Here is a 22,229-nt window from a genome sequence, read left to right on the forward strand (position 1 = left end):
CCGGCCTTAAATAATTCCCATTCCCATTATTACGTAAAAGTTAATCATTGCACACCCTTTTTAACGTTCCGCCCATTTTTCCTTGACTTCAACGATGGCGGGCAGCTGGCCCAGGAACAGGTCCACCAGCGCCGGCTCGAAATGCAGGCCGCGCTGGCTGCGCAGATAGTCGCAAGCGTCGTCCACGCTCCACGCTAGCTTGTAGGGGCGCACCGAGGTCAGCGCGTCGAACACGTCGGCGATGGCGACGATGCGGCCGCACAGCGGTATGTCTTCGCCCTTCAGGCCGGCCGGGTAGCCTTTGCCGTCCCATCTTTCGTGGTGGGTGCGCGCCACGTCGTAGGCCACGGCCAGCATGCCGGTGGCGTGGCTGCCGATGATGTCGGCGCCGATGGTGGGGTGGTTCTGCATCACGCGCCACTCGTCGGCATCGAGCCTGGCCGGTTTTTGCAGGATGCGGTCGGGGATGCCGATCTTGCCGATGTCGTGCATCGGGGCGGCATTGAACAAGTCGTCCACGTCGTCCTCGTCCATGCCGTGGGCGGTGGCGAGCAGGCGCGCGTAATGGCTCATGCGGATCACGTGCAGGCCGGTTTCATTGTCCTTGTATTCGGCCGCCAGGCCGAGGCGCTGCACGATTTCGAGGCGGCTCGCCTTCAGTTCGTCCAGCCGCACCAGCGACAGGTGCAGGCGCACGCGCGCCTTCACCACCGACGGGCTGACCGGCTTGGTGATGTAGTCCACCGCGCCGGCCTCGAAGCCATCCACCTCGTCGTTGCTGTCGGTCAGCGCGGTGACGAAGATGACGGGGATGGCGGACGTGGCGGCGTCGGCCTTCAGGCGGCGGCACACTTCGTAGCCCGTCATGTCGGGCATCATCACGTCGAGCAGGATCAGGTCGGGCTGCTCCTTGGCGGCCAGTTCCAGCGCGCGCGGGCCGTCCTTGGCGAACAGCAGCTGGTAGCGGTCTTGCAGTATCTGGCGCAGCAATTGCAGGTTGGTCGATTCGTCGTCAACCGCGAGGATGACGGGCATGCGTTTAGGGGGATTGCTCATGGTGTGCTCCCGGCCGTGGCGGGCAGGCAGGCCGCCAGCAGCGCCTCCAGCCGCGCGTGGGCCGCGCTGAAATCAAAGTCGTCGATCGCTTGCTGCAGTTCGCGCAGGCGGCCGGGCGCGGCGTGCGTGGCCAGGGCCTGCGCCAGCTGCTGCATGGTGTCCTCGTCGAAGGTGCCGCTGTCGATGGAACGGTGCAAGGTGGCGCCGAGGCGGCGCACCAGGTCCTGGTCGAGGCGAACTTCGGTGGCCGCGGTGGCCGCGCTGGCTGCGGCGGCCGCATTGGCTGTGATGGCGGCGATGACCGCTGTGCCGTCGGCCATGCCGCCAGGCTGCGTGGCGCCGTCCGCCTGCGGGCCGGCCGCGTCCGTCCCGTCGGCCGCGAGCAGCGCGGCGATGGCGGCGGTGGCCTCGGCCAGGCGTTCGGCGGCTTGCGCCAGCGGGGCCGTGATGGCGTCGGCCTCGGAAGGCGCTGCGCCGGCGCCGTGGACGTTGGCGGCGGCGCGCAGCCAGGCGTGCTCCAGCTGGCCTAGCGTGGCGGCCAGCTGTTCCAGGCCGAGGTTGGCGGCCGCGCCCTTGATCTGGTGGGCGAAGGCGGCGCCGTCGGCCGCGCGGCCGGCGTCGGCCATGGCGCGCAGTTCGGCTGCCGCGCTGTCGCGCCGTTCCGCCGCGAAGCTGCGCAGCGCCCGGTGGTAAGCCTGCTGCTGACCGGCCCAGCGGTTCAGGGCGCGGCCGTGGTTGAGCACTTGCGGCGTGACGCCGGCATACGCCCCGTCCGCGCCGGCGTCGATGGCGATGCCCAGCACCATGGCGATCTCGCGCGCCAGCACCTGCATGTCCACCGGCTTGGGCGCGAAACCCTCCATGCCGGCCGCGCTGGTCGCTTCGCGGTCCTTGTCCAGCACGCTGGCCGTCATCGCGACGATGGGCACGCGCGGGCGGCCCAGCTGCGTTTCCTGCGCGCGGATGCGGCGCGTCGCTTCCAGGCCGTCCATGCCCGGCATCTGCACGTCCATCAGGATCACGTCGAAGCGGCCCTCGGCGGCCAGCTGCACGGCGCTGGCGCCGTCGCTGGCGCCGGTGATGCTGTGGCCCTGTTTGCCCAGCAGCAGCATCAGCAGTTCCAGGTTCTGCGGCACGTCGTCGGCCGCCAGGATGTTCAGCGCCGGCAGCTTGATGCAGGGCGCCTGGGCTTGCGGCGCGACCGGGCTGGCGGCGGCGACCAGCGGCAGCACCACGTGGAAGGCGCTGCCTTGGCCTTCGCTGCTGGTGGCCCAGATCTGGCCGCCCATCAGTTCGGCCAGCTGCTTGCAGATGGTGGTGCCCAGGCCTGTGCCGCCGAAGCGCCGGTTCATCGACGCGTCGGCCTGCGTGAACGGTTCGAAGATGGCGGCCAGGCGGCCGGCCGGGATGCCGATGCCGGTGTCGCTGACGATGACGTGCAGGTTGTCGCCGTCCGGGCCGTTCTCGCGCAGCGCCTCCAGCTTGACACTGCCTTTGGCGGTGAACTTGATGGCGTTGCCCAGCAAATTGCCGAGCACCTGGCGCACGCGCAGTTCGTCGCCGTGCAGGAAACGCGGCAGCGAAGGGTCGTAGGCGATGGCCAGGTCCAGGCTCTTGGCGCTGGCGCTGCTGCCCATGGTGGACGCCAGCTCGTCGATCAGGGCCAGCAGATTGTAGTCGCCCAGCTCCAGCTCCACGGCGCCCTTGTCCAGCTTGGCCGTGTCCAGGATCTCGTTGAGCAGGCGCAGCAGCGAGCGCGCCGAATTGCGCACCGTGTTCAGGTGGCGGCGCTGGTCGTTCGCCAGTTCGCCCTGCAGCAGCACGTCGGTGAAGCCGAGGATGGCGTTCATCGGCGTGCGGATTTCGTGGCTCATATTGGCCAGGAAGGCCGAGCGCGCGGCCGCGGCCTGCTCGGCGCGCTCCTTGGCGGCGCGCAGCTCCTCCTCCATTGTGCGGCGGCCGCTGATGTCCAGGATCACGCCGTCCAGCCACTGCACCTTGCCGCGCTCGTCGAAGATGGCGCTGCCGTTTTCCCACATCCAGCGCGTGCTGCCGTCCTTGTGCAGCAGCCGGTATTCCAGCACGAACGGTTCGCCCTGTTCGACTGCCAGCTCCAGGCCGCGCGCCACCTGCCCGTGGTCGTCCGGGTGGATCAAGTCGCCGTAGCAGCGCGCCGGCGGCGTGCCCAGGAAGTCGGTGGCGGGGTAGCCGGTCAGGTTCTCCACCGCCGCGCTGACGAACACCATGGGCCAGCCGGGCGCCATCAGGCTGCGGTAGGAAATGCCGGGGATGTTGCCGATCAGGGAGCGGAACTGCTGTTCGCTGGCGCGCAAAGCCTGTTCCATGGCCTTGCGCTCGCTGATGTCGGTGACGAAGCAGACGTACAAATCCTGGTCGGCCATGCGCGCGTGGCCGTAGGCGTTGCGGATCGGGACGTGGGCGCCGCTCTTGTGCAGGCCCAGCACGTCCTGGCTCTCGCCGATCACGCCCTCCTTGCCGTCGTTCAGGTGGCTGAGCAGGCCGTCCTGTTGCGAGCGGGCCTGGTCGGCGATCAGCACGCGGATGTTGCGGCCCACGATCTCGTCCCGGTTCCAGCCGAAGATGCGCTCGGCCGAGGCGTTGAACTCGCGCACGGTGCCGTCCGACTCCACCGTGATGACGCCGTCGACGGCGGTGGCCAGCAGCGCGCGCATCCACGATTCGCTCTGGCTGAGCTGAAGGAACAGGGCGCGGTAGCGCAGCAGGCCGTTGGCCGACACCACCAGCGCCGTGAAGGAGGCGGTGATCAGCGACACGGCCAGCGCGACGAAAGTGGCGTTGGCCACGCCGCCGTCCGTGCCCGGCGGGACCGTGCCGACGAAGCGCGCCGCCGCCATGCCGGTGTAGTGCATGCCGGCGATGGCGCAGCCCATGATGACGCCGGCGATGGCCAGGCGCCAGGCGCCGCTGATGCGGCCGCTCAGCGCGCTCAGGCCGAAGCGCACCCACAGCGCCAGCGTGGCCAGCGCCACCGCCACCACGATGGACAGGCCGAACATGGCCGGGTCGTAGCGCAGTTCGAGTGCGCTGCGCAGGGCGGCCATGCCGGTGTAGTGCATGGCGCCGATGCCGGCGCCGACCAGCACGCCGCCGGCCAGCAGGGCCCAGGGGCCGATGTGCTGGCGGCTGATCAAGGACAGCGCCACGAAGGACGCCGCCACGCTGGGCAGCATGGACCAGATGGTGATGCTGCGGTCGTAGTCGACGGTGGTGCACAGGTTGAAGGCCAGCATGCCGATGAAGTGCATGGCCCAGACCCCGCTGCCCAGCGCCAGGCTGCCGGTCAGCAGGGCGGCGCGGCGCAGACGCGGGTTGGCGGCGGCGCCGGCCTGGCCCGCCATCTGCAGTCCCATCCAGGACGAGAAGCTGGCCACCACCACCGACAGCACGACCAGCCACGGATCGTAGATTCCATAGGTCAGCATGGAGGGATCGGACGGGGGCGAGAACAGCTGCGCGAGATAATCGGTGACCATGGTTTTCTGCGCGGCCGGCAGGCCGCAGGGGTACTAAGGGGACAGCTTATTCGGCCAACAGGCGCGCGATGTCGTCCGTCAGTTCTTCAGGCTTGGTGGTCGGCGCGTAGCGCTTGTACACGGTGCCGTCTTTGCGGATCAGGAATTTGGTGAAATTCCACTTGATGCCCTCGGTGCCCAGCAGGCCGGGCGATTCCTTCTTCAGGTGCTTGTAGAGCGGATGCGTGTCGGCGCCGTTGACGTCCACCTTGGCGAACATGGGGAAGCTCACGCCGTAGTTCTTTTCGCAGAAGGCGCCGATCTCGTCGGCCGATCCAGGTTCCTGGGCGCCGAACTGGTTGCACGGGAAGCCCAGCACTTCCACGCCCTTATCCTTGAACTGCTGGTACACCGCCTCCAGGCCCTGGTACTGCGGCGTGAAGCCGCACTTGCTGGCGGTGTTGACGATGAGCAGCACCTTGCCCTGGTACTGCGCCAGGTCCACCGGCGCGCCGGACAGGGTGTCGGCCTTGAAGTCGAATACAGAGGTCATGGGATCCTTGCTAATGTTTAGATGATGTTCAGGTGTTCGGTGCCGGCCGACAGGTCGCGCGTCTTGGCGGCCTTGCCTTCGAGCTTGATCGCCAGGCGCAGGTCGTTGACGGAATCGGCGTTGCGCAGCGCGTCCTCGTAGCTGATCGCGTCGGCCTCGAACAGCTCGAACAGCGACTGGTCGAAGGTCTGCATGCCCAGTTCGCGCGACTTCTTCATCAGCTCCTTGATCTCGTGCACCTGGCCCTTGAAGATCAGGTCCGAAATCAGCGGTGAATTGAGCATGATCTCGATCGCCACCGCGCGGCCCTTGGTTTCCTTGCGCGGGATCAGGCGCTGCGAAATCATGCCCTTCAGGTTCAGCGACAAATCCATCAGCAGTTGCTGGCGGCGCTCCTCGGGGAAGAAATTGATGATGCGGTCGAGCGCCTGGTTGGCGCTGTTGGCGTGCAGGGTGGCCAGGCACAGGTGGCCGGTTTCGGCGAAGGCGATGGCGTGGTCCATGGTCTGGCGGTCGCGGATCTCGCCGATCTGGATCACGTCCGGGGCCTGGCGCAGCGTGTTCTTCAGCGCCACCTCCCAGTCGTCGGTGTCGACGCCGACCTCGCGCTGGGTGATCACGCAGTTGCGGTGCGGGTGCACGAATTCGACCGGGTCCTCGATGGTGATGATGTGGCCGTAGCTGTGCTCGTTGCGGTAGCCCACCATGGCCGCCAGCGTGGTCGACTTGCCGGAGCCGGTGGCGCCGACCATGATCACCAGGCCGCGCTTGGACATCACGACCTCCTTGAGCACCTCGGGCAGGCCGAGCTCCTCCAGCTTGGGGATGGCGCTGTTAATCGTGCGCAGCACCATGCCGACCGCGCTCATCTGGACGAAGGCCGAGACGCGGAAGCGTCCCAGGTCGCCCGGGCTGATGGCGAAATTGGCCTCCTTGGTGAGCTCGAAGCCGGCGGTCTGCTTGTCGTTCATGATGGAGCGGGCCAGGTCGGACGTGTGGGCGGCCGTCAGCGGCTGTGCCGAGACCGGCGTCATCTTGCCATCGATTTTCATCGCCGGCGGGAAGCCGGCCGTGATGAACAGGTCCGAACCGTTCTTGCTGACCATCAGGCGCAAGAGGTCGAACATGAATTTGGATGCCTGGTCGCGTTCCATTGATGGTTCTTTCCTGTGGGGCCAGGCCCCTATGCTAAATCAGCCCGGGAAATTGTCCGGGATCTTGGCCGCGTTGCGCGCGGCGGCCGACGAGATGACGTTGCGGCGCACCAGGTCGGTCAGGTTCTGGTCCAGCGTCTGCATGCCGACATTGCTGCCGGTCTGGATCGCCGAGTACATCTGCGCGATCTTCGCTTCGCGGATCAGGTTGCGGATGGCCGGCGTGCCGACCATGATCTCGTGCGCGGCCACGCGGCCGGAACCGTCCTTGGTCTTGAGCAGGGTCTGCGAAATGACCGCCTGCAGCGATTCGGACAGCATGGCCCGCACCATCTCCTTCTCCTCGGACGGGAAGACGTCGACGATACGGTCTATGGTCTTGGCGGCCGAGGAGGTGTGCAGGGTGCCGAACACCAGGTGGCCGGTTTCGGCGGCCGACAGCGCCAGGCGTATGGTCTCCAGGTCGCGCAGCTCGCCGACCAGGATGGCGTCCGGGTCCTCCCGCAGCGCCGAGCGCAGCGCGTTGTTGAACGACAGCGTGTGCGGCCCCACTTCGCGCTGGTTGATCAGGCATTTCTTGGAGTCGTGCACGAACTCGATCGGGTCTTCGATGGTCAGGATGTGGCCGTACTCGTTCTCGTTGAGGTGGTTGACCATGGCCGCCAGCGTGGTCGACTTGCCCGAGCCGGTCGGCCCGGTCACCAGCACCAGGCCGCGCGGCCTGAGCGCGAACTCGGCGAAGATCTTGGGCGCGTTCAGTTCTTCCAGGCTGAGGATCTTGGACGGGATGGTGCGCAGCACGGCGGCCGCGCCGCGTTCCTGGTTGTAGGCGTTGACGCGGAAGCGCGCCAGGCCGGGGATGGCGAAGGAGAAGTCGCACTCCAGCATTTCCTCGTAGGCCTTGCGCTGGCCGTCATTCATGATGTCATAGATCATGCCGTGCACGTCCTTGTGCTCCAGCGGCGGCAGATTGATGCGGCGCACGTCGCCGTGCACCCGTATCATCGGCGGCAGCCCGGCCGAGAGGTGCAAATCGGAAGCCTTGTTCTTGACGGAGAATGCGAGTAATTCGGAGATGTCCATTTATAATCCCTGTGCCTGCGTTTCGGGCGCCTCCCCGGTGAACCATGCTGAGGGACGCGGCCACGGAACCAGCTTAACCAGCCCGCTCAATGATTATGTCCAGAATAGCCCAGAACTTGCAAGCAGTGATCAGTACAATTGTTGCCTCCGAGCACGAAGCGGGGCGCGCGCCGGGAGCGGTGCGCTTGCTCGCCGTGTCCAAGACCTTCGGGCCGGAAGCGGTGCTGGAGGCGGTGCAGGCAGGGCAGCGCGCCTTCGGCGAGAACTATCTGCAGGAGGGCGTCGACAAGATCCGCGCCCTCGCTGCCGCGACCCCCACGCCGGACCAGGCGCTGGAATGGCATTTCATCGGACCGATACAAAGCAACAAGACGCGCCCCATCGCCGAGCACTTCGACTGGGTGCACACGGTGGAGCGCGAGAAGATCGCGCTGCGCCTGAACGAGCAGCGCCCGGCCGGGCTGGCGCCGCTGAGTATTTGCATACAGGTCAATATCAGCGGTGAAGCGAGCAAGAGCGGCGCGGCGCCGGACGAGGTGCTGGCGCTGGCGCGGGCGGTGGCGGCGTTGCCGCGTTTGCGCCTGCGCGGCCTGATGGCGATCCCCGAGCCGGAAGACGATGTAGCCAAGCAGCGCGCGGCATTCCGCCGCGTGCGCGAACTGTACGAGGAACTGCGCGCCCAGGGCCTGCCGCTCGACACGCTGTCGATGGGCATGTCGGGCGACATGCGGGCGGCGGTGCTGGAGGGCGCGACCATCGTACGCGTCGGCAGCGCCATCTTCGGCGCGCGCAGCTACGCCGCAACCACACAATGATGCACACCGGATGCACACAAGGATGACTATGAAGATTGCATTTATCGGCGGCGGCAATATGGCCACCGCACTGATCGCGGGACTGGCAGGCAAGCTGACGGCCGGCGCCAATATCCACGTGGTCGATCCCAACGCGGCGGCGCTGGCCAGGCTGCAAGCGCAGTACGGGGTGACGACGTCCTCGTCGCTGCCTGGCGCGCCGCACGCACCCGGCGTGGCCGATGCCGACGCGGCGGCCTACCAGGCCGTGGCCAGCGCGGACGTGATCGTACTGGCGGTGAAGCCGCAGAGCATGCGCGAAGTGGCCGAGCAGCTGCGGCCGCTGCTGCCCGACGCGGCGGCGGCGGCGGCCGGCGCCGGCCCGCTGTTGGTGTCGATCGCGGCCGGCATCCGCGCCGTGGACCTGTCGCGCTGGCTGGGCGGCGAGGGCGCCAATATGCGCGCCATCGTGCGCTGCATGCCGAACACGCCGGCGCTGATCGGCATGGGCATCACCGGCATGGCCGCTTGCGGCGGCGTGAGCGCGCAGCAGAAGGCGGCGGCGGATGGCATCATGCAAGCCGTGGGCGGCACGGTGTGGCTGGACGACGAAAGCAAGATCGACGCCGTGACGGCCGTGTCGGGCAGCGGTCCGGCCTATGTGTTCTACTTCATCGAGGCGATGCAGAAGGCGGCCGAGGAACTGGGCCTGAGCGCGCAGCAGGGCAAGGCGCTGGCGCTGGCCACCTTCACCGGCGCGGCGCAGCTGGCCGCGCAGTCGGACGAGCCGGTGTCGGTACTGCGCGAGCGCGTGACGTCCAAGGGCGGCACCACCTACGCCGCGCTGACCAGCATGGCGGACGACGGCGTGGCCGAAGCGATAGGGCGCGCCATGAAAGCGGCCGCTGAACGCGGCCGGGAACTGGGCGAGGAGTTCGGCGGCGCCGACTAGGCCGGGGGACGGGATTCCCGCCTGCGCGCCGGTCAGCCGCTGCGCAACGAGAGCACTGCCGCGCGGGCGGCACGGCGGTCAGCGCAGCCGGCAGGCGCCGGCGCGGCAATCGGCACCGGGGGCGCTGGTGCAACAATCAGCGCTGCCTGGCGCCGATCAGCAGTCCGGCCAGCACGCCGATGGTGGCGCCCACCGCCACCGCGCCCCAGGGATGGTCGTGCACATAGCCGTCGGTCGCTTGCGCGGCCAGCTTGCCGCGCGCCAGCACGCTGTCCTCCAGCTTGAGCAAGTCGGTCCTGGCCGTTTGCAGGGTTTCCTTGAATGCGGCCTTGGCGTGCTCGATATCGGCGCCGCCCTCCTTGGTGACGGTATTGAGCCACTGTTCGGCGTCGGTGACTGCTTCACGCAGGTGGCTGAGCAGGCGTTCGCGGTCGGCGCCGGCCGTGTCGCGCAAGCTGCTGCCGCTGGCTTGGTTGGTTTTCTGGTCCATGTTGAGCCTCTTTGCTGTGGTGGATAAGCCAGGGACGGCTAGCGCAGCGCGTAGTCCATCGCGATGCCCGCAAACACCGCCGCTCCCAGCCAGTTATTGTGCCGGAACGCGGCAAAGCAGGGCGCACGTTCGCGGCCCCGTATCAGCGTGTAGTGGTAGATGGCGATCGCGCCGGCCACGGCCAGGCCGAGGTGGAAGGGCGCGCCCATGCCGAACTGGCGGCCGGCGGCCAGCAGCATGGCCAGGTAGAGCGCGTAGCACAGCATGACGGCGGCCACGTCGAAGCTGCCGAAGGTGATGGCCGAGGTCTTGATGCCGATCTTCAGGTCGTCGTCGCGGTCGACCATGGCGTACTCGGTGTCGTAGGCCACGGCCCAGAACACATTGGCCGCCAGCAGCCACCAGGCCACGGCCGGCACCGCGTCCTGCACGGCGGCAAAGGCCATCGGGATGCCGAAGCCGAAGGCGATGCCGAGGTAGGCCTGCGGGATGGCGAAGAAGCGCTTGAAGTAGGGATAGCTGGCGGCGATGAGGACGGCGGCCACGCTGAGCTGCCTGGTCAGCGCGTTGAGCGGCAGGATCAGCAGGAAGGACAGCAGGGCCAGCACGCCGGCCACGGCCAGCGCCTCCTTGCCGCTGATGCGCCCGCTGGTGATGGGGCGTTCGGCGGTGCGCTTGACGTGGCGGTCGAAGTCCTGGTCGGCGTAGTCGTTGACGGCGCAGCCGGCCGAACGCATCAGCAGGGTGCCGAGCGAGAAGATGAGCACCAGCCGCCAGTCCGGCCGGCCGCCGCTGGCCAGCCACAGCGCGCTCAGGGTGGGCCACAGCAGCAGCACGGTGCCGATGGGTTTGTCGAGTCGTACCAGGCGGAAATAGAGCTGCAGCTTGTTCATCGCGTCCACGTCAGGGCAAAAGCGCGATTATAGTGCCTGCTCGTACAAGGGCGTGATGCCCGGCAGTTTGCATTGCGCCACGGCGGTGCAGACGGCGTCGATGGCGGCCTTGCGGGTGAAGCTCTTGCGCCAGACGATGACCACCCGGCGCGACGGTTCGGGCTGGTCGAAGGCGCGGAACTGCAGCATGCCGTCCCTGGCGCCCATGTCCGGCACCGAGGCGCGCGGCAGCACGGTCAGGCCGATGCCGCTGGCCACCATGTGGCGTATGGTCTCCAGCGAGGAACCCTCGAAGGTGCGCTGCATGCCGTTGCCGGGCGAGGCGTAGCGCGCCATCTCGGGGCACACTTCCAGCACCTGGTCGCGGAAGCAATGGCCGTTGCCCAGCAAGAGCATGGTCTCGGTCTTCAGGTCTTCGGCCGCGATGGTGTTGCGCGCGGTCCACGGATGCAGCTTGGGCATGGCCACCACGAAGGGCTCGTCGTACAGCGTTTGCAGCGCCATGCCGTGCTCGGGCAGCGGCAGCGCCATGATGGCCGCGTCCAGTTCGCCCTGGCGCAGCATCTCGAGCAGCTTGACGGTGAAGTTCTCCTGCAGGATCAGCGGCATCTGCGGCACGTTGTCTATCATGGCCTTGACCAGCGGCGGCAGCAGATAGGGGCCGATGGTGTAGATCACGCCCAGGCGCAGCGGGCCGGCCAGCGGATCCTTGTTCTGCTTGGCGAGCTCCTTGATGGCGGCGGTCTGTTCCAGCACGCGCTCGGCCTGGGCGACGATCTGCGCGCCCAGCGGGGTGACCGAAATCTCGGCGCCGCCGCGTTCGAACAGCACGACACCCAGCTCGTCTTCCAGCTTTTTGATGGCAACCGAGAGCGTAGGCTGGGCCACGTAACAGGCTTCGGCGGCGTGTCCGAAGTGTTTCGCTCGCGCAACAGCGACGATGTATTTCAGTTCGGTCAGTGTCATGAATGTATTTGAACACAGGCAATGAATGGGCGCAATGCCGAATTCCGGCGCCCCACCGGCACAAGAAATCCTATTGTAGCGTAAGGCACTCGATATAATTGCCGGCACGGGCTGTACCCTGGCAGCCGCGACCCATAGCGACCCATAGCGACCGAGAGCGAGGCAGGCATGTCATCCACATTTGGACACGAAGAAGCGCAGGCCTACATCCACAAGCTGCTCAAGGTGATGCACCAGACCGGGGGCTCGGACTTGTTCATCTCCGCCGATTTCCCGCCCAGCATCAAGTCGCAGGGGGCGATGAAGCCGCTCAGCCAGCAGCGCCTGACCGGCGAGGTCACGCGCGCGCTGGCCATGTCCATCATGAACGACAAGCAGCGCAACGAGTTCGCGGCCGAGATGGAATGCAATTTCGCGATCTCGCTGCCCGAGGTGTGCCGTTTCCGCGTCAACGTGTTCGTGCAGCAGCAGCACGTGGCCATGGTGATCCGTACCATCGCCTCCGAGATCCCGAACTTCGAGAAACTGGACCTGCCCGAGGTGCTCAAGGAGGTCATCATGACCAAGCGCGGGCTGGTGCTGGTGGTGGGCGGCACCGGTTCGGGCAAGTCGACCACGCTGGCGGCGATGATAGACTACCGCAACGCCAATTCGGCCGGCCACATCATCACCGTGGAGGACCCGGTCGAGTACGTGCACAAGAACAAGGGCTGCCTGGTGTCGCACCGGGAAGTGGGCGTGGACACGCACTCCTGGCACCACGCGCTGAAGAACACGCTGCGCCAGGCGCCGGACGTGATCCTGATCGGCGAGATCCGCGACACCGAGACCATGGAGCACGCCATCGCGTTCGCCGAGACCGGCCACTTGTGCCTGGGCACCTTGCACGCGAACAACGCCAACCAGACCATGGACCGCATCATCAACTTCTTCCCGGAGGAGCGGCGCAACCAGCTGCTGATGGATCTGTCGTCCAACCTGCGCGCCATCGTGTCGCAGCGGCTGGTGCGCACCGAGGACGGCAAGGGGCGCAAGGCGGCCATCGAGATCCTGCTCAACACGCCGACCATCGCCGAGATGATCTTCAAGGGCAATTTCCAGCAGATCAAGGAAATCATGGCCAAATCGCGCGAGCTGGGCATGTGCACCTTCGACCAGGCGCTGTACGAACTCTATAATAAGGGCTATATCTCGTACGAAGAGGCGCTGCGCAACGCCGACTCGGCCAACGGGCTGCGGCTGCAGATCAAGCTGCGCGGCGACCGCAAGGAGCCGGGCGAGGGCGGCGGCGCGCCGTCCGGCGGGCTGAGCATGCAAATCGACGAGGAAGAAGAAGACGCCGAGCCCGGCCACGGCGCCGGCCCCGGCCATTGAAGTTTACAGAAGAGTACCATGCCCCAATTCGAAGAAAAAATCTGCAGCCGCGCCGAACTTCAGGCGCGGGTCGCCGCGCTGCCCCGGCCGGTGGTGCTCACCAACGGCGTGTTCGACATCCTGCACCGCGGCCACGTCACCTACCTGGCGCAAGCGCGCGCGCTGGGCGCCTCGCTGGTGGTGGCCGCCAACACGGACGCGTCGGTGAAGCGCCTGGGCAAGGGCGACGACCGCCCGCTGAACGGCTGCGACGACCGCATGGCGGTGCTGGCTGCGCTCGAATCGGTGAGCCTGGTGGTGCCCTTCGACGAGGACACGGCGCTGGAAGTGGTGCAGGAGGCGCGGCCCGGCATCTACGCCAAGGGCGGCGACTACGACATGACGGCCATCCCCGAAGGCAAGGCCGTGCTGGCCTACGGCGGGCAGGCGGTGGCGATCGACTTCGAGCACGACCGCTCGACCAGCAAGTTGCTGGCCAAGGTGCGCACCTTCGGCGGCTGAGTCATTTCCGCTTCAGGATGGTGATCTTGCCGTCCGCCTCCAGGAAAGCGCATTTCATTTCCTCGAGCTCGCAATCCTCTTCGCGCAGCGCCTGTTGCACGTCGCCCTCGGCGACGCGGCACTGCTTGACGACGTCGCTGAAGATTTTGCCGTCGCGGCCCAGCAGGACCGGGCTGCCGTCCAGCAGCTTGGCGACCTTGCGGCTGCGCGAGGTGGCGAAAGCGATGGCCACGTTCAGCGTGACCAGGGTGGCGGCGACCAGCAAGCCGCCCGGGACGGACTCGTCGCCGCCGGACAGCGCGTTCGAGACCGACTCGCTGAGCAGCATCACGACCAGCAGGTCGAAAGGCGTAAACTGGCCGATGGTGCGTTTGCCCGCCACGCGCACCATCACCAGCAGCACGATATAAATCATCGCTCCGCGCGCGACGAATTCCCACCACGGCAAACCCATATCGAACATAAGCACCTCATCCGGCAAGCCATGCAACCTTATACGACGAAGCGCCCCGCCGTGCCAACACCGTAGATGGCGCGGCCACGGCCCAATTGCGGCCCAGGCCGCCAGTGGCAGCATGGGATGGAAGCAAGTTCATTCGGCGCGGCGGTGCTACACTGGATGCCGTCCAGGCTGCCGTCCAGGCGTGTGGTTTTCATCCTTTGCTTGCAAACTATTTTTAAATTGACACCTCCCGCGTCATCACTTTGTTTATCGGCGCCGTCCGCGCAGGCAGCTTCAGCCAGGCTGCGGTCCTGCGGCAAGCGCATGCCGGTCCCGCTGGTGCGTGACCTCCAGGGGCTGCACGCCGGCCAGGCTCGGGGGACATGATGGACCGGCTGCATTTGATGACGGTGTTCGTCGCCGTGGGCGAGGAGGAGAGTTTCGCCGGCGGGGCGCGGCGGCTGGGCATGTCGCCGCCGGCCGTCACGCGCGCCATCGCCGCGCTGGAGGAGCGCCTCGGCGTGCGCCTGCTGGAGCGCACCACGCGCCATGTACGCGTCACCGAGGCCGGCCAGCGCTACCTGGACGACGCGCGCCGCATCATCGCCGAAGCCGACGAGGCCGACGAGGCCGCCGCCGGCAGCAACGCCGCCCCGCGCGGCCACCTGTCGGTGACCGCGCCGGTGCTGTTCGGCCGCCATTACGTCACCCCGGGCATCGTCGACTACCTGCGCCGCTATCCGGGCATGGAGGTCAACGCCATGTTCGTCGACCGCGTCACTAATATGATGGAGGAGGGCATCGACGTCGGCGTGCGCATCGGCGAGCTGCCCGATTCGAGCATGCGCGCGGTGCCGGTCGGCCATGTGCGGCGCGTGATCTGCGCCGCGCCGTCCTACCTGGCCGCATACGGCGCGCCGCAGACGCCGGAGCAGCTGGCGCAGCACACCATCGTGCAGTCGGCCGGCTCCAGCACCCCGCCGGACTGGCGCTTCGCCAGCGCCGGCCGCGTCCAGTCGCTGCGCTTCCAGCCGCGCCTGGTGGTCAACAGCAACGACGCGGCCATCGAGGCGGTGCGGCAGGGCTTCGGCGTCACGCGCCTGCTGTCCTACCAGGCCGCGCCCCTGCTGGCCTCCGGCGAGCTGCAGCTGGTGCTGGAGGACTACGCCACGCCCGGCATCCCGGTCAACATCGTGCACCGCGACAGCCGCCAGGGCTCGGTGCGCATCCGCAGTTTCGTCGACCTGATGGCCGGACGCTTGCGCGCCGAACCCATCCTGCGGTCCAAAAAGTAGCAAAAACGCACGCCAGGCACGCTAAAGCACGGCAGCGGGCCTGCTTTTGGTGCGCCGCACAACAACGGTGCTCAAAATACATTCATTTCCCAGCGCCCCGCCGCGTTTGGCCCCGATATAGCACGGTTATTGCCCCCTTGGCGCCCCCAAGCGGGCTGGCACGGCTATTGCAAAGCTAGTGGCAGGGCAGGCATCCGCTTGCCGAATACTGCAAACTAGTCATGGGGATATGATGGACAGCAAAATCAGCTTGATCCGCCGCAGCCTGTTGAAGGCCGGCGCCGCCACCGCAATCTCCGGCCTTGCCACGCAAGGCGTCTGGGCCGCCGGCTCGGACAAACCCGAGAAGGAAGAAGTCAAAGTAGGCTTTATCCCCCTCACCGACTGCGCCTCCGTGGTCATGGCGTCCGTACTCGGCTTCGACAAGAAGTACGGCATCAAGATTGTGCTGAGCAAGGAATCGTCCTGGCCCAGCGTGCGCGACAAGCTGGTAAACGGCGAACTCGACGCGGCCCACGTGCTGTACGGCCTGATCTACGGCGTGCACCTGGGCGCGGGCGGTCCGAAGAAGGACATGGCCGTGCTGATGAACCTGAACCACAACGGCCAGGCCATCACGCTGTCGAAGAAGGTGGCCGACAAGGGCGCCGTGGACGGCCCCTCGCTGGCCAAGCTGATGAAAACCGACCCGCGCGAGTACTCCTTCGCGCAGACCTTCCCGACCGGCACCCACGCCATGTGGCTGTACTACTGGCTGGCCAGCTACGGCATCAATCCGATGAAGGACGCCAAGATGATCACCGTGCCGCCGCCGCAGATGGTGGCCAATATGCGCATCGGGAACATGGACGGCTTCTGCGTCGGCGAACCGTGGAACCACCGCGCCATCGTGGACGGCATCGGCATCACCGCCACCACCACGCAGGAGATCTGGCGCGACCATCCGGAGAAGGTGCTGGGCACCAGCGCCGAGTGGGTGAAGAAGTATCCGAACACGGCGCGCGCGCTGACCGCCGCCATCCTCGACGCCGGCCGCTGGATCGACGCTTCGCTGTCGAACAAGCTGAAGATGGCCGAAACCATCGCCGACAAGTCCTATGTGAACACCTCGGTCGACGTGATCAACCAGCGCATCCTGGGCCGCTACCAGAACGGCCTGGGCAAGACCTGGGACGATCCGAACGCGATGAAGTTCTACAACGACGGTTCGGTGAACTTCCCCTACCTGTCCGACGGCATGTGGTTCCTGACGCAGCAGAAGCGCTGGGGCCTGCTCAAGGCCGAGCCGGACTACCTGGCGGTGGCCACGCAGATCAACCAGATCGACATCTACAAGGACGCCGCGGCGATGGCCAAGGTCAGCGTGCCGAAGTCGACCATGCGCAGCGTGAAGATGATCGACGGTAGCACCTGGGACGGCAAGAATCCGAAAGCCTACGCCGACTCATTCAAGATCAAAGCCTAAGGAGCCGCCATGAGCGCAGTACTGCACAATATCGCCGCACCCGTGGCGCCGGAGCCGGCCCCGGCCCCGGCGCCGGAAAAGCCCGCGCGCAGCGAGCGCATCGCCGCCAAGGGCATCACGCTTGAATCGGGGAGCGTGCGCATGCGTCCCTTCGTGATGAAGTATCTGCCGCCGCTGCTCGGCCTGGCCATGATGGTGCTGGCCTGGCAGATCCTGGCGTCCAAGAACAGCAGCTTCCCCACCCCCTGGGCGACCTGGGAAGAGGCGGTGAAGATGTTCTCCGACCCGTTCTACCGCAAAGGCCCGAACGACCAGGGCATAGGCTGGAACGTGCTGGCCTCGCTCAAGCGCGTGGCGATGGGCTTCGGCCTGGCCGCCGTGGTCGGCATTCCGCTCGGCTTCATCATCGGCCGCTTCAAATTCATGTACGGCATGTTCAGCCCCATCATCAGTTTGCTGAAACCGGTGTCGCCGCTGGCCTGGCTGCCGATCGGACTGCTGGTCTTCAAGGCCGCCGATCCGGCCGCCATCTGGTCGATCTTTATCTGCTCGATCTGGCCGATGATCATCAACACCGCCGTCGGCGTGCAGCGCGTGCCGCAGGACTACATGAACGTGGCGCGGGTGCTGAGCCTGTCCGAGTGGAAGATCATCACCAAGATCCTGCTGCCGGCCGTGCTGCCCTACATGCTGACCGGCGTGCGGCTGGCCATCGGCACCGCCTGGCTGGTGATCGTCGCGGCCGAGATGCTGACCGGCGGCGTGGGCATCGGCTTCTGGGTCTGGGACGAATGGAACAACCTGAACGTGCCGCACATCCTGATCGCCATCGTCGTCATCGGCGTGGTCGGGCTGCTGCTGGAATCGGCGCTGGTGACGTTGGCCAAAGCCTTCACCTACGAAGAAGTGGAGAACTGACATGAGCGCGAACAAATTCATCGACATCGCCAACGCGGAGATGGTCTTCAACACCAAGAAGGGGCAGTTCCACGCGCTGGCCAACGTCAACCTGACGGTGGAGCAGGGCGAGTTCATCACCCTGATCGGCCACTCGGGCTGCGGCAAGTCCACGCTGCTCAACCTGATCGCCGGGTTGACCACGGCCAGCAGCGGCTTCCTGATCTGCAACGGCCGCGAGATCGCCGGGCCGTCGCCGGAGCGCGCGGTGGTGTTCCAGAACCACTCGCTGCTGCCGTGGCTGACCTGCTACGAAAACGTCTACCTGGCGGTGGAGCGCGTGTTCAGCGCCAAGGAGAGCAACAAGCAGTTGCAGGAACGCAGCTGGGCCGCGCTGGCGCTGGTTGGCCTGACGTCGGCTGCAGGCAAGCGCCCGCACGAAATCTCGGGCGGCATGAAGCAGCGCGTCGGCATTGCCCGCGCGCTGGCGATGGAGCCGAAAGTGCTGCTGATGGATGAACCCTTCGGCGCGCTCGACGCCCTGACGCGTGCGCACCTGCAGGACGAGCTGCTGCGCATCGTGGCGGCGACCGGATCGACGGTGGTGATGGTGACGCACGACGTGGACGAGGCGGTGCTGCTGTCGGACCGCATCGTGATGATGACGAACGGCCCGGCCGCGACCATAGGCGACATCGTGCAGGTGCGCCTGGAGCGTCCGCGCGACCGCCTGGCGCTGGCGCAGGACCCGCTCTACATCGACTACCGCACCAGCGTGCTCGAGTTCCTGTACCACCGTCAGGGACGGCCGGCGCAAAAGGCCGCGTAACAAGGGGGGAGCGCACCGCAGCGCGGTGTGTTCCGGCCCTAAAAATTTAAAGGGGCCAGGGTTAATTAAAAGTTGCTTTGCTAATTAACCCTGGCCCCATTGTTTCAAAAGTTGCTTTGCTAATTAACCCTGGCCCCATTGTTTCTGGCCCCATAGTTTCGCTTCGCGATGCTTAGATATCTTTCAGTTCGTCCAGCGGCCAGCGCGGGCGCACGTTGAACGAATAATCCTTCTTTGCCGCGTCCGGGTTGAGCATCAGGCGGCGCGCGCCGGCGAAGGCGATCATGGCGCCGTTGTCGGTGCAGAATTCGAGCTCGGGGTAGTAGACCTTGAACCGCTTCTTGGCCGCCGCCGCGTTCAGCGCGGCGCGCAGCTGCGAGTTCGCGCCCACGCCGCCGGCGATCACCAGGCGCTTCAGGCCCGTGTGCTTGAGCGCCGACACGCACTTGGCCGTCAGCACCTCCACGATGGCGTCGACGAAGCCGCGCGCGATGTCGGCCTTGTCCTGCTCGCAGATATTGGCGATCACTTTCTCTTCGTGGTTCTTCACCACCGTCAGCACCGCCGTTTTCAGGCCGGAGAAGCTGAAGTTGAAATCCTTGGTGTGCATCATCGGGCGCGGCAGCTTGTAGGCCGCCGGGTCGCCGAATTCGGCCAGGCGCGAAATGGCCGGGCCGCCCGGATAGCCTAGCCCCAGCAGCTTGGCCGACTTGTCGAAGGCCTCGCCGGCCGCGTCGTCCAGCGTCTCGCCCAGCAGCGTGTACTGGCCGACGCCGTCGACCCGCATCAGCTGCGTGTGGCCGCCCGAGACCAGCAGCGCGATGAAGGGGAACTCCGGCGGCTCCGAGGCCAGCAGCGGCGACAGCAGATGGCCTTCCAGGTGGTGCACGCCCAGCACCGGCTTGTCCAGCGCCATGGCCAGGCTGCAGGCCACCGAAGAGCCGACCAGCAGCGCGCCCGCCAGGCCGGGGCCCTGCGTGTAGGCGATGGCGTCGATGTCGGCCAGCTGCTTGCCGGCGCCGGCCAGGGTTTGCTCCAGCAGCGGGATGGCGCGCCGGATATGGTCGCGCGAAGCCAGCTCGGGCACGACGCCGCCGTACTCCTCGTGCATCGCAACCTGGGAATACAGGGCATGGGACAGCAGGCCGCGCTCGGTGTCATACAGAGCCAGGCCGGTTTCGTCACAGGAGGATTCAACGCCGAGAACGATCATTGGAGCAGTGGGAAGTGGAAGGGTAATCCGCCATTGTAAAGGAAAGCCGGGCGCCCCATCGCCGCAGCGCCGCACCAAAGGAGCCCGCGCCGCACCGCCGCAGGGCGAGCTGAGCCGCATGCGGGGTCGGACGGGGACGCCGAGTCCCCGAATGCGGCTCAGCTTGGCTGGACGGGGCGTTGGGTATGGGGGTGGCATCGCTCTTGCTATGGATATCCCATGCAACCGAAGGAGAATGCCATGGCCGAATACTGGAAACTGATCTGCAAGCTGAAAGACATCCCGCCGCAGGGCATGCGCCAGGTGCCGCGCGGCCTGGCGTGGCAGGAGCTGCCCGGCGTGGCGGTGTTCCGCACGCTGGACGACCAGGTCTTCGCCCTGCTCGAGAGCGGCCCGTCCGAGCAGGGCTGCTTGCGGCGCTATGCCGTCAAACTGGAGGACGGCAAGATATACCTGGACCTGAATGAACTGAACGCGCCGGCCAGCCGCGCGGAGGCGGCGTTGGCGGGCGCGTTCGGTGTCGCCCCGCATGTGGGGGCGAATCCCTGGGCGTAGGGCAGGGCGGGGAGGGCGGGGTTGGCAGCAAGGCCGCGTAAGCCGCCAGCGCCTCACGGAAGGCAGTTCAAGGACGCTTCAGCAGCTCCGTGTGCGCCTTGCGCAGCATGTCGGCGGTGGTGTCCCAGTCGATGCAGCCGTCCGTCACCGAGCAGCCGTACTTCAGCTCGCTGAGGTCGGCTGGGATCTTCTGGTTGCCGGACACGATGTTCGACTCGATCATCACGCCCACCAGCGACTGGTTGCCGTGGGTGATCTGGTTGACCACGTCCGTCATGACCAGCGGCTGCAGTTCCGGCTTCTTGTAGCTGTTCGCGTGCGAGCAGTCCACCACCACGTTGGCCGGCAGCTTGGCCTTGGCCAGCGCCTGCTCGGCGATCGCCACCGACACCGAATCGTAGTTCGGGCGGCCGTCGCCGCCGCGCAGCACCACGTGGCCGTAGGCGTTGCCGCGCGTGCGCACGATGGACACGTTGCCCTCGCTGTTGATGCCCAGGAAGGCGTGCGGATTGGCCGCCGACAGGATGGCGTTGATGGCGATGCTGATGTCGCCGTCGGTGCCGTTCTTGAAGCCGACCGGGGTCGACAGGCCGGACGACATTTCGCGGTGCGTCTGCGATTCGGTGGTGCGGGCGCCGATGGCGGTCCAGGTGATCAGGTCGCCCAGGTATTGCGGCGAGATCGGATCGAGCGCCTCGGTGGCGGTCGGCAGGCCCAGTTCGCACACGTCCAGCAGGAAGCGGCGCGCCTTTTCCATGCCGACGTCGACGCGGAAGGAATCGTCCATGTCCGGATCGTTGATGTAGCCTTTCCAGCCGGTGGTGGTGCGCGGCTTCTCGAAATACACGCGCATCACCAGCAGCATGGTGTCGGCCACCTCGGCCTGCAGTGCCTTCAGGCGGCGCGCATAGTCCAGGCCCGCCACCGGGTCGTGGATGGAGCAGGGGCCGACGACGACGAACAGGCGCTTGTCCTTGCGGTCCAGGATGGCGCGCAGGTCGGCGCGGCCCTGCATCACGGTGGCCGACGCGGCGTCGGTCAGCGGCAGTTTCGCGTGCAGCGCCGTCGGGGTCGGCATGGACGCGAAGTTGGTAACGTTTACGTTTTCGATATCTGGCGAGATCATGATTCGGTGCCTCAACTCTATATAATTGCATTCAGGGGGACCTGTAAGTGTAGCCGAAATGCCGCTTTCCTGCGGGCAGTGCAGCCACGCGGCAATCTGCGCGGTCATGCTTGGTGTAAGCTCTAGCCTATGACACCACACACCAATCCCTTCCCCGCCGCCCATTTCATCAAGGAAATCGGCCGTGGCAAAAAAGGCGCACGCAGTATGACGCGCGCCGACGCCCGCGAACTCTACCAGGCGATCCTGGATGGCCGCGTCTCCGACCTCGAACTGGGCGGCATCCTGCTGGCGATGCGCATCAAGGGCGAATCGGTGGACGAAATCGCCGGTTTCCTGGAGGCCGCCGAAGCCTCGTTCGCGCCGCTGAAGGCGCCGGCGGGCGCCTGCGCCCCGGTGCTGATCCCGACCTACAACGGCGCCCGCAAGATGGCCAACCTGACCCCGCTGCTGGCGCTGCTGCTGGCGCGCGAAGGCGTGCCGGTGCTGGTGCACGGCGTGCCGCACGACGCCGGCCGGGTGGCCACGGCCGAGGTCTTTGCCGAACTTGGCATCCACGCCGCGCGCGACCACGCCGAGGCCGAGGCGGCGCTGGCGGCCGGCAAGGTCGCCTTCATCACCATCGACGCGCTGGCGCCCAAGCTGGCGCATATGCTGTCGCTGCGGCGCATCCTGGGCGTGCGCAACTCCACCCACACCTTGGTGAAGATGATGCAGCCCTTCGCCGTGCCGGCGCTGCGGCTGGTGTCCTACACGCACCCCGAGTACCTGGAAATGCTGGGCGAATACTTCAGCATTGCACCGCAGGGCAGGGGCGACGCCTTCCTCATGCGCGGCACCGAAGGCGAGACGGTGGCCAACGCCAACAAGGGCCAGCGCATCGACTGGTTCCACGACGGCGAGCGCACCGTACTGGTGGAAAAGCAGCTGGCGGCCGAAGAGGAAGTGGTGCTGCCCGAAGACAAGAGCGCCGCCGCCACGGCTGCGTGGATCGCCTCCGTGCTGCGCGGCGAGACGCGGGTGCCGGCCTCGATCGCCGAACAGGTCGCGCAGGTCGCCAAAGTCGCCCGTTCGCTGTAGAGCTGCTAGAGCTGGGG

General features: G+C 66.7%; 21 protein-coding genes. 10 read left to right on the forward strand and 11 right to left on the reverse strand.

Annotated elements, in window-relative coordinates:
* Positions 1 to 60: 60 nt before the first annotated feature.
* From ACSQ8Y_RS30110 to ACSQ8Y_RS30130, 5 genes are read right to left on the reverse strand one after another with little or no spacing between them, the layout of a single operon-like run.
* Positions 61 to 1,056, reverse strand: a complete 996-nt coding sequence (locus ACSQ8Y_RS30110; protein WP_436270259.1) for a response regulator — start codon at positions 1,054 to 1,056, stop codon at positions 61 to 63.
* On the reverse strand, positions 1,053 to 4,571 hold the full coding sequence (locus ACSQ8Y_RS30115) for an MHYT domain-containing protein (protein WP_436270260.1): 3,519 nt from the start codon (positions 4,569 to 4,571) through the stop codon (positions 1,053 to 1,055). The genes ACSQ8Y_RS30110 and ACSQ8Y_RS30115 overlap by 4 nt, the downstream gene beginning before the upstream one ends.
* Positions 4,572 to 4,617: 46 nt before the next feature.
* Complete coding sequence (locus ACSQ8Y_RS30120) at positions 4,618 to 5,103, reverse strand: glutathione peroxidase (protein WP_436270261.1); 486 nt, start codon at positions 5,101 to 5,103, stop codon at positions 4,618 to 4,620.
* A gap of 17 nt (positions 5,104 to 5,120) precedes the next feature.
* Positions 5,121 to 6,257: a PilT/PilU family type 4a pilus ATPase gene (locus tag ACSQ8Y_RS30125; RefSeq protein ID WP_436270262.1), complete on the reverse strand. Its 1,137-nt coding sequence runs from the start codon at positions 6,255 to 6,257 to the stop codon at positions 5,121 to 5,123.
* Positions 6,258 to 6,296: 39 nt separating this feature from the next.
* Complete coding sequence (locus ACSQ8Y_RS30130) at positions 6,297 to 7,340, reverse strand: type IV pilus twitching motility protein PilT (RefSeq protein ID WP_436270263.1); 1,044 nt, start codon at positions 7,338 to 7,340, stop codon at positions 6,297 to 6,299.
* Positions 7,341 to 7,435: 95 nt separating this feature from the next.
* Here ACSQ8Y_RS30130 and ACSQ8Y_RS30135 point away from each other — a divergent pair, with 95 nt between their 5' ends.
* Positions 7,436 to 8,155: a YggS family pyridoxal phosphate-dependent enzyme gene (locus ACSQ8Y_RS30135; protein WP_436270283.1), complete on the forward strand. Its 720-nt coding sequence runs from the start codon at positions 7,436 to 7,438 to the stop codon at positions 8,153 to 8,155.
* Positions 8,156 to 8,183: 28 nt separating this feature from the next.
* Positions 8,184 to 9,086 (forward strand): pyrroline-5-carboxylate reductase, encoded by a 903-nt coding sequence (gene proC / locus ACSQ8Y_RS30140; protein ID WP_436270264.1) that lies wholly within the window; start codon positions 8,184 to 8,186, stop codon positions 9,084 to 9,086.
* A gap of 136 nt (positions 9,087 to 9,222) precedes the next feature.
* On the opposite strand, the gene ACSQ8Y_RS30145 is transcribed toward proC, so the two are convergent.
* From ACSQ8Y_RS30145 to ACSQ8Y_RS30155, 3 genes are read right to left on the reverse strand one after another with little or no spacing between them, the layout of a single operon-like run.
* Entirely contained in the window at positions 9,223 to 9,576 is a 354-nt protein-coding gene (locus ACSQ8Y_RS30145) for a DUF883 family protein (protein ID WP_436270265.1), read from the reverse strand.
* Between the two features lie 38 nt (positions 9,577 to 9,614).
* Entirely contained in the window at positions 9,615 to 10,469 is an 855-nt protein-coding gene (ubiA, locus tag ACSQ8Y_RS30150; protein WP_436270266.1) for a 4-hydroxybenzoate octaprenyltransferase, read from the reverse strand.
* 27 nt (positions 10,470 to 10,496) lie between these two features.
* Positions 10,497 to 11,435: a hydrogen peroxide-inducible genes activator gene (locus ACSQ8Y_RS30155; protein ID WP_436270267.1), complete on the reverse strand. Its 939-nt coding sequence runs from the start codon at positions 11,433 to 11,435 to the stop codon at positions 10,497 to 10,499.
* Positions 11,436 to 11,603: 168 nt separating this feature from the next.
* On the opposite strand from ACSQ8Y_RS30155, the gene ACSQ8Y_RS30160 reads away from it, so the two are divergent.
* Positions 11,604 to 12,809: a PilT/PilU family type 4a pilus ATPase gene (locus ACSQ8Y_RS30160; RefSeq protein ID WP_436270268.1), complete on the forward strand. Its 1,206-nt coding sequence runs from the start codon at positions 11,604 to 11,606 to the stop codon at positions 12,807 to 12,809.
* A gap of 18 nt (positions 12,810 to 12,827) precedes the next feature.
* A complete protein-coding gene (locus ACSQ8Y_RS30165) occupies positions 12,828 to 13,310 on the forward strand; it encodes an adenylyltransferase/cytidyltransferase family protein (protein ID WP_436270269.1) in 483 nt (160 codons plus the stop codon).
* Between the two features lies 1 nt (position 13,311).
* On the opposite strand, the gene ACSQ8Y_RS30170 is transcribed toward ACSQ8Y_RS30165, so the two are convergent.
* A complete protein-coding gene (locus ACSQ8Y_RS30170) occupies positions 13,312 to 13,773 on the reverse strand; it encodes a DUF421 domain-containing protein (protein ID WP_436270270.1) in 462 nt (153 codons plus the stop codon).
* Between the two features lie 365 nt (positions 13,774 to 14,138).
* Here ACSQ8Y_RS30170 and ACSQ8Y_RS30175 point away from each other — a divergent pair, with 365 nt between their 5' ends.
* From ACSQ8Y_RS30175 to ACSQ8Y_RS30190, 4 genes are all read left to right on the forward strand, one after another.
* Positions 14,139 to 15,047, forward strand: coding sequence for a LysR family transcriptional regulator (locus ACSQ8Y_RS30175; RefSeq protein WP_436270284.1), 909 nt, complete (start codon positions 14,139 to 14,141; stop codon positions 15,045 to 15,047).
* Between the two features lie 232 nt (positions 15,048 to 15,279).
* Positions 15,280 to 16,512: a CmpA/NrtA family ABC transporter substrate-binding protein gene (locus tag ACSQ8Y_RS30180; RefSeq protein ID WP_436270285.1), complete on the forward strand. Its 1,233-nt coding sequence runs from the start codon at positions 15,280 to 15,282 to the stop codon at positions 16,510 to 16,512.
* A gap of 9 nt (positions 16,513 to 16,521) precedes the next feature.
* Positions 16,522 to 17,430, forward strand: coding sequence for a nitrate ABC transporter permease (gene ntrB / locus ACSQ8Y_RS30185; protein WP_436270271.1), 909 nt, complete (start codon positions 16,522 to 16,524; stop codon positions 17,428 to 17,430).
* A gap of 1 nt (position 17,431) precedes the next feature.
* Complete coding sequence (locus tag ACSQ8Y_RS30190) at positions 17,432 to 18,238, forward strand: ABC transporter ATP-binding protein (protein ID WP_436270272.1); 807 nt, start codon at positions 17,432 to 17,434, stop codon at positions 18,236 to 18,238.
* Between the two features lie 172 nt (positions 18,239 to 18,410).
* Here the strand turns inward: ACSQ8Y_RS30190 and tsaD are convergent, their stop codons facing one another.
* On the reverse strand, positions 18,411 to 19,451 hold the full coding sequence (tsaD, locus tag ACSQ8Y_RS30195; protein WP_436270273.1) for a tRNA (adenosine(37)-N6)-threonylcarbamoyltransferase complex transferase subunit TsaD: 1,041 nt from the start codon (positions 19,449 to 19,451) through the stop codon (positions 18,411 to 18,413).
* Between the two features lie 219 nt (positions 19,452 to 19,670).
* Here tsaD and ACSQ8Y_RS30200 point away from each other — a divergent pair, with 219 nt between their 5' ends.
* Entirely contained in the window at positions 19,671 to 20,006 is a 336-nt protein-coding gene (locus ACSQ8Y_RS30200) for a hypothetical protein (RefSeq protein ID WP_436270274.1), read from the forward strand.
* Positions 20,007 to 20,073: 67 nt separating this feature from the next.
* Here ACSQ8Y_RS30200 and ACSQ8Y_RS30205 read toward each other — a convergent pair whose 3' ends face one another.
* On the reverse strand, positions 20,074 to 21,132 hold the full coding sequence (locus ACSQ8Y_RS30205) for a 3-deoxy-7-phosphoheptulonate synthase (RefSeq protein WP_436270275.1): 1,059 nt from the start codon (positions 21,130 to 21,132) through the stop codon (positions 20,074 to 20,076).
* 129 nt (positions 21,133 to 21,261) lie between these two features.
* Between ACSQ8Y_RS30205 and ybiB the strand changes: the two genes are divergently transcribed.
* Positions 21,262 to 22,212 carry a DNA-binding protein YbiB gene (ybiB, locus tag ACSQ8Y_RS30210; protein WP_436270276.1) on the forward strand — a complete coding sequence of 317 codons (951 nt, stop codon included), beginning with the start codon at positions 21,262 to 21,264 and terminating at the stop codon, positions 22,210 to 22,212.
* Positions 22,213 to 22,229 lie beyond the last annotated feature (17 nt).

It is taken from the genome of Pseudoduganella sp. LjRoot289, assembly GCF_964252925.1.
Taxonomy (GTDB): Bacteria; Pseudomonadota; Gammaproteobacteria; order Burkholderiales; family Burkholderiaceae_D; genus Rugamonas.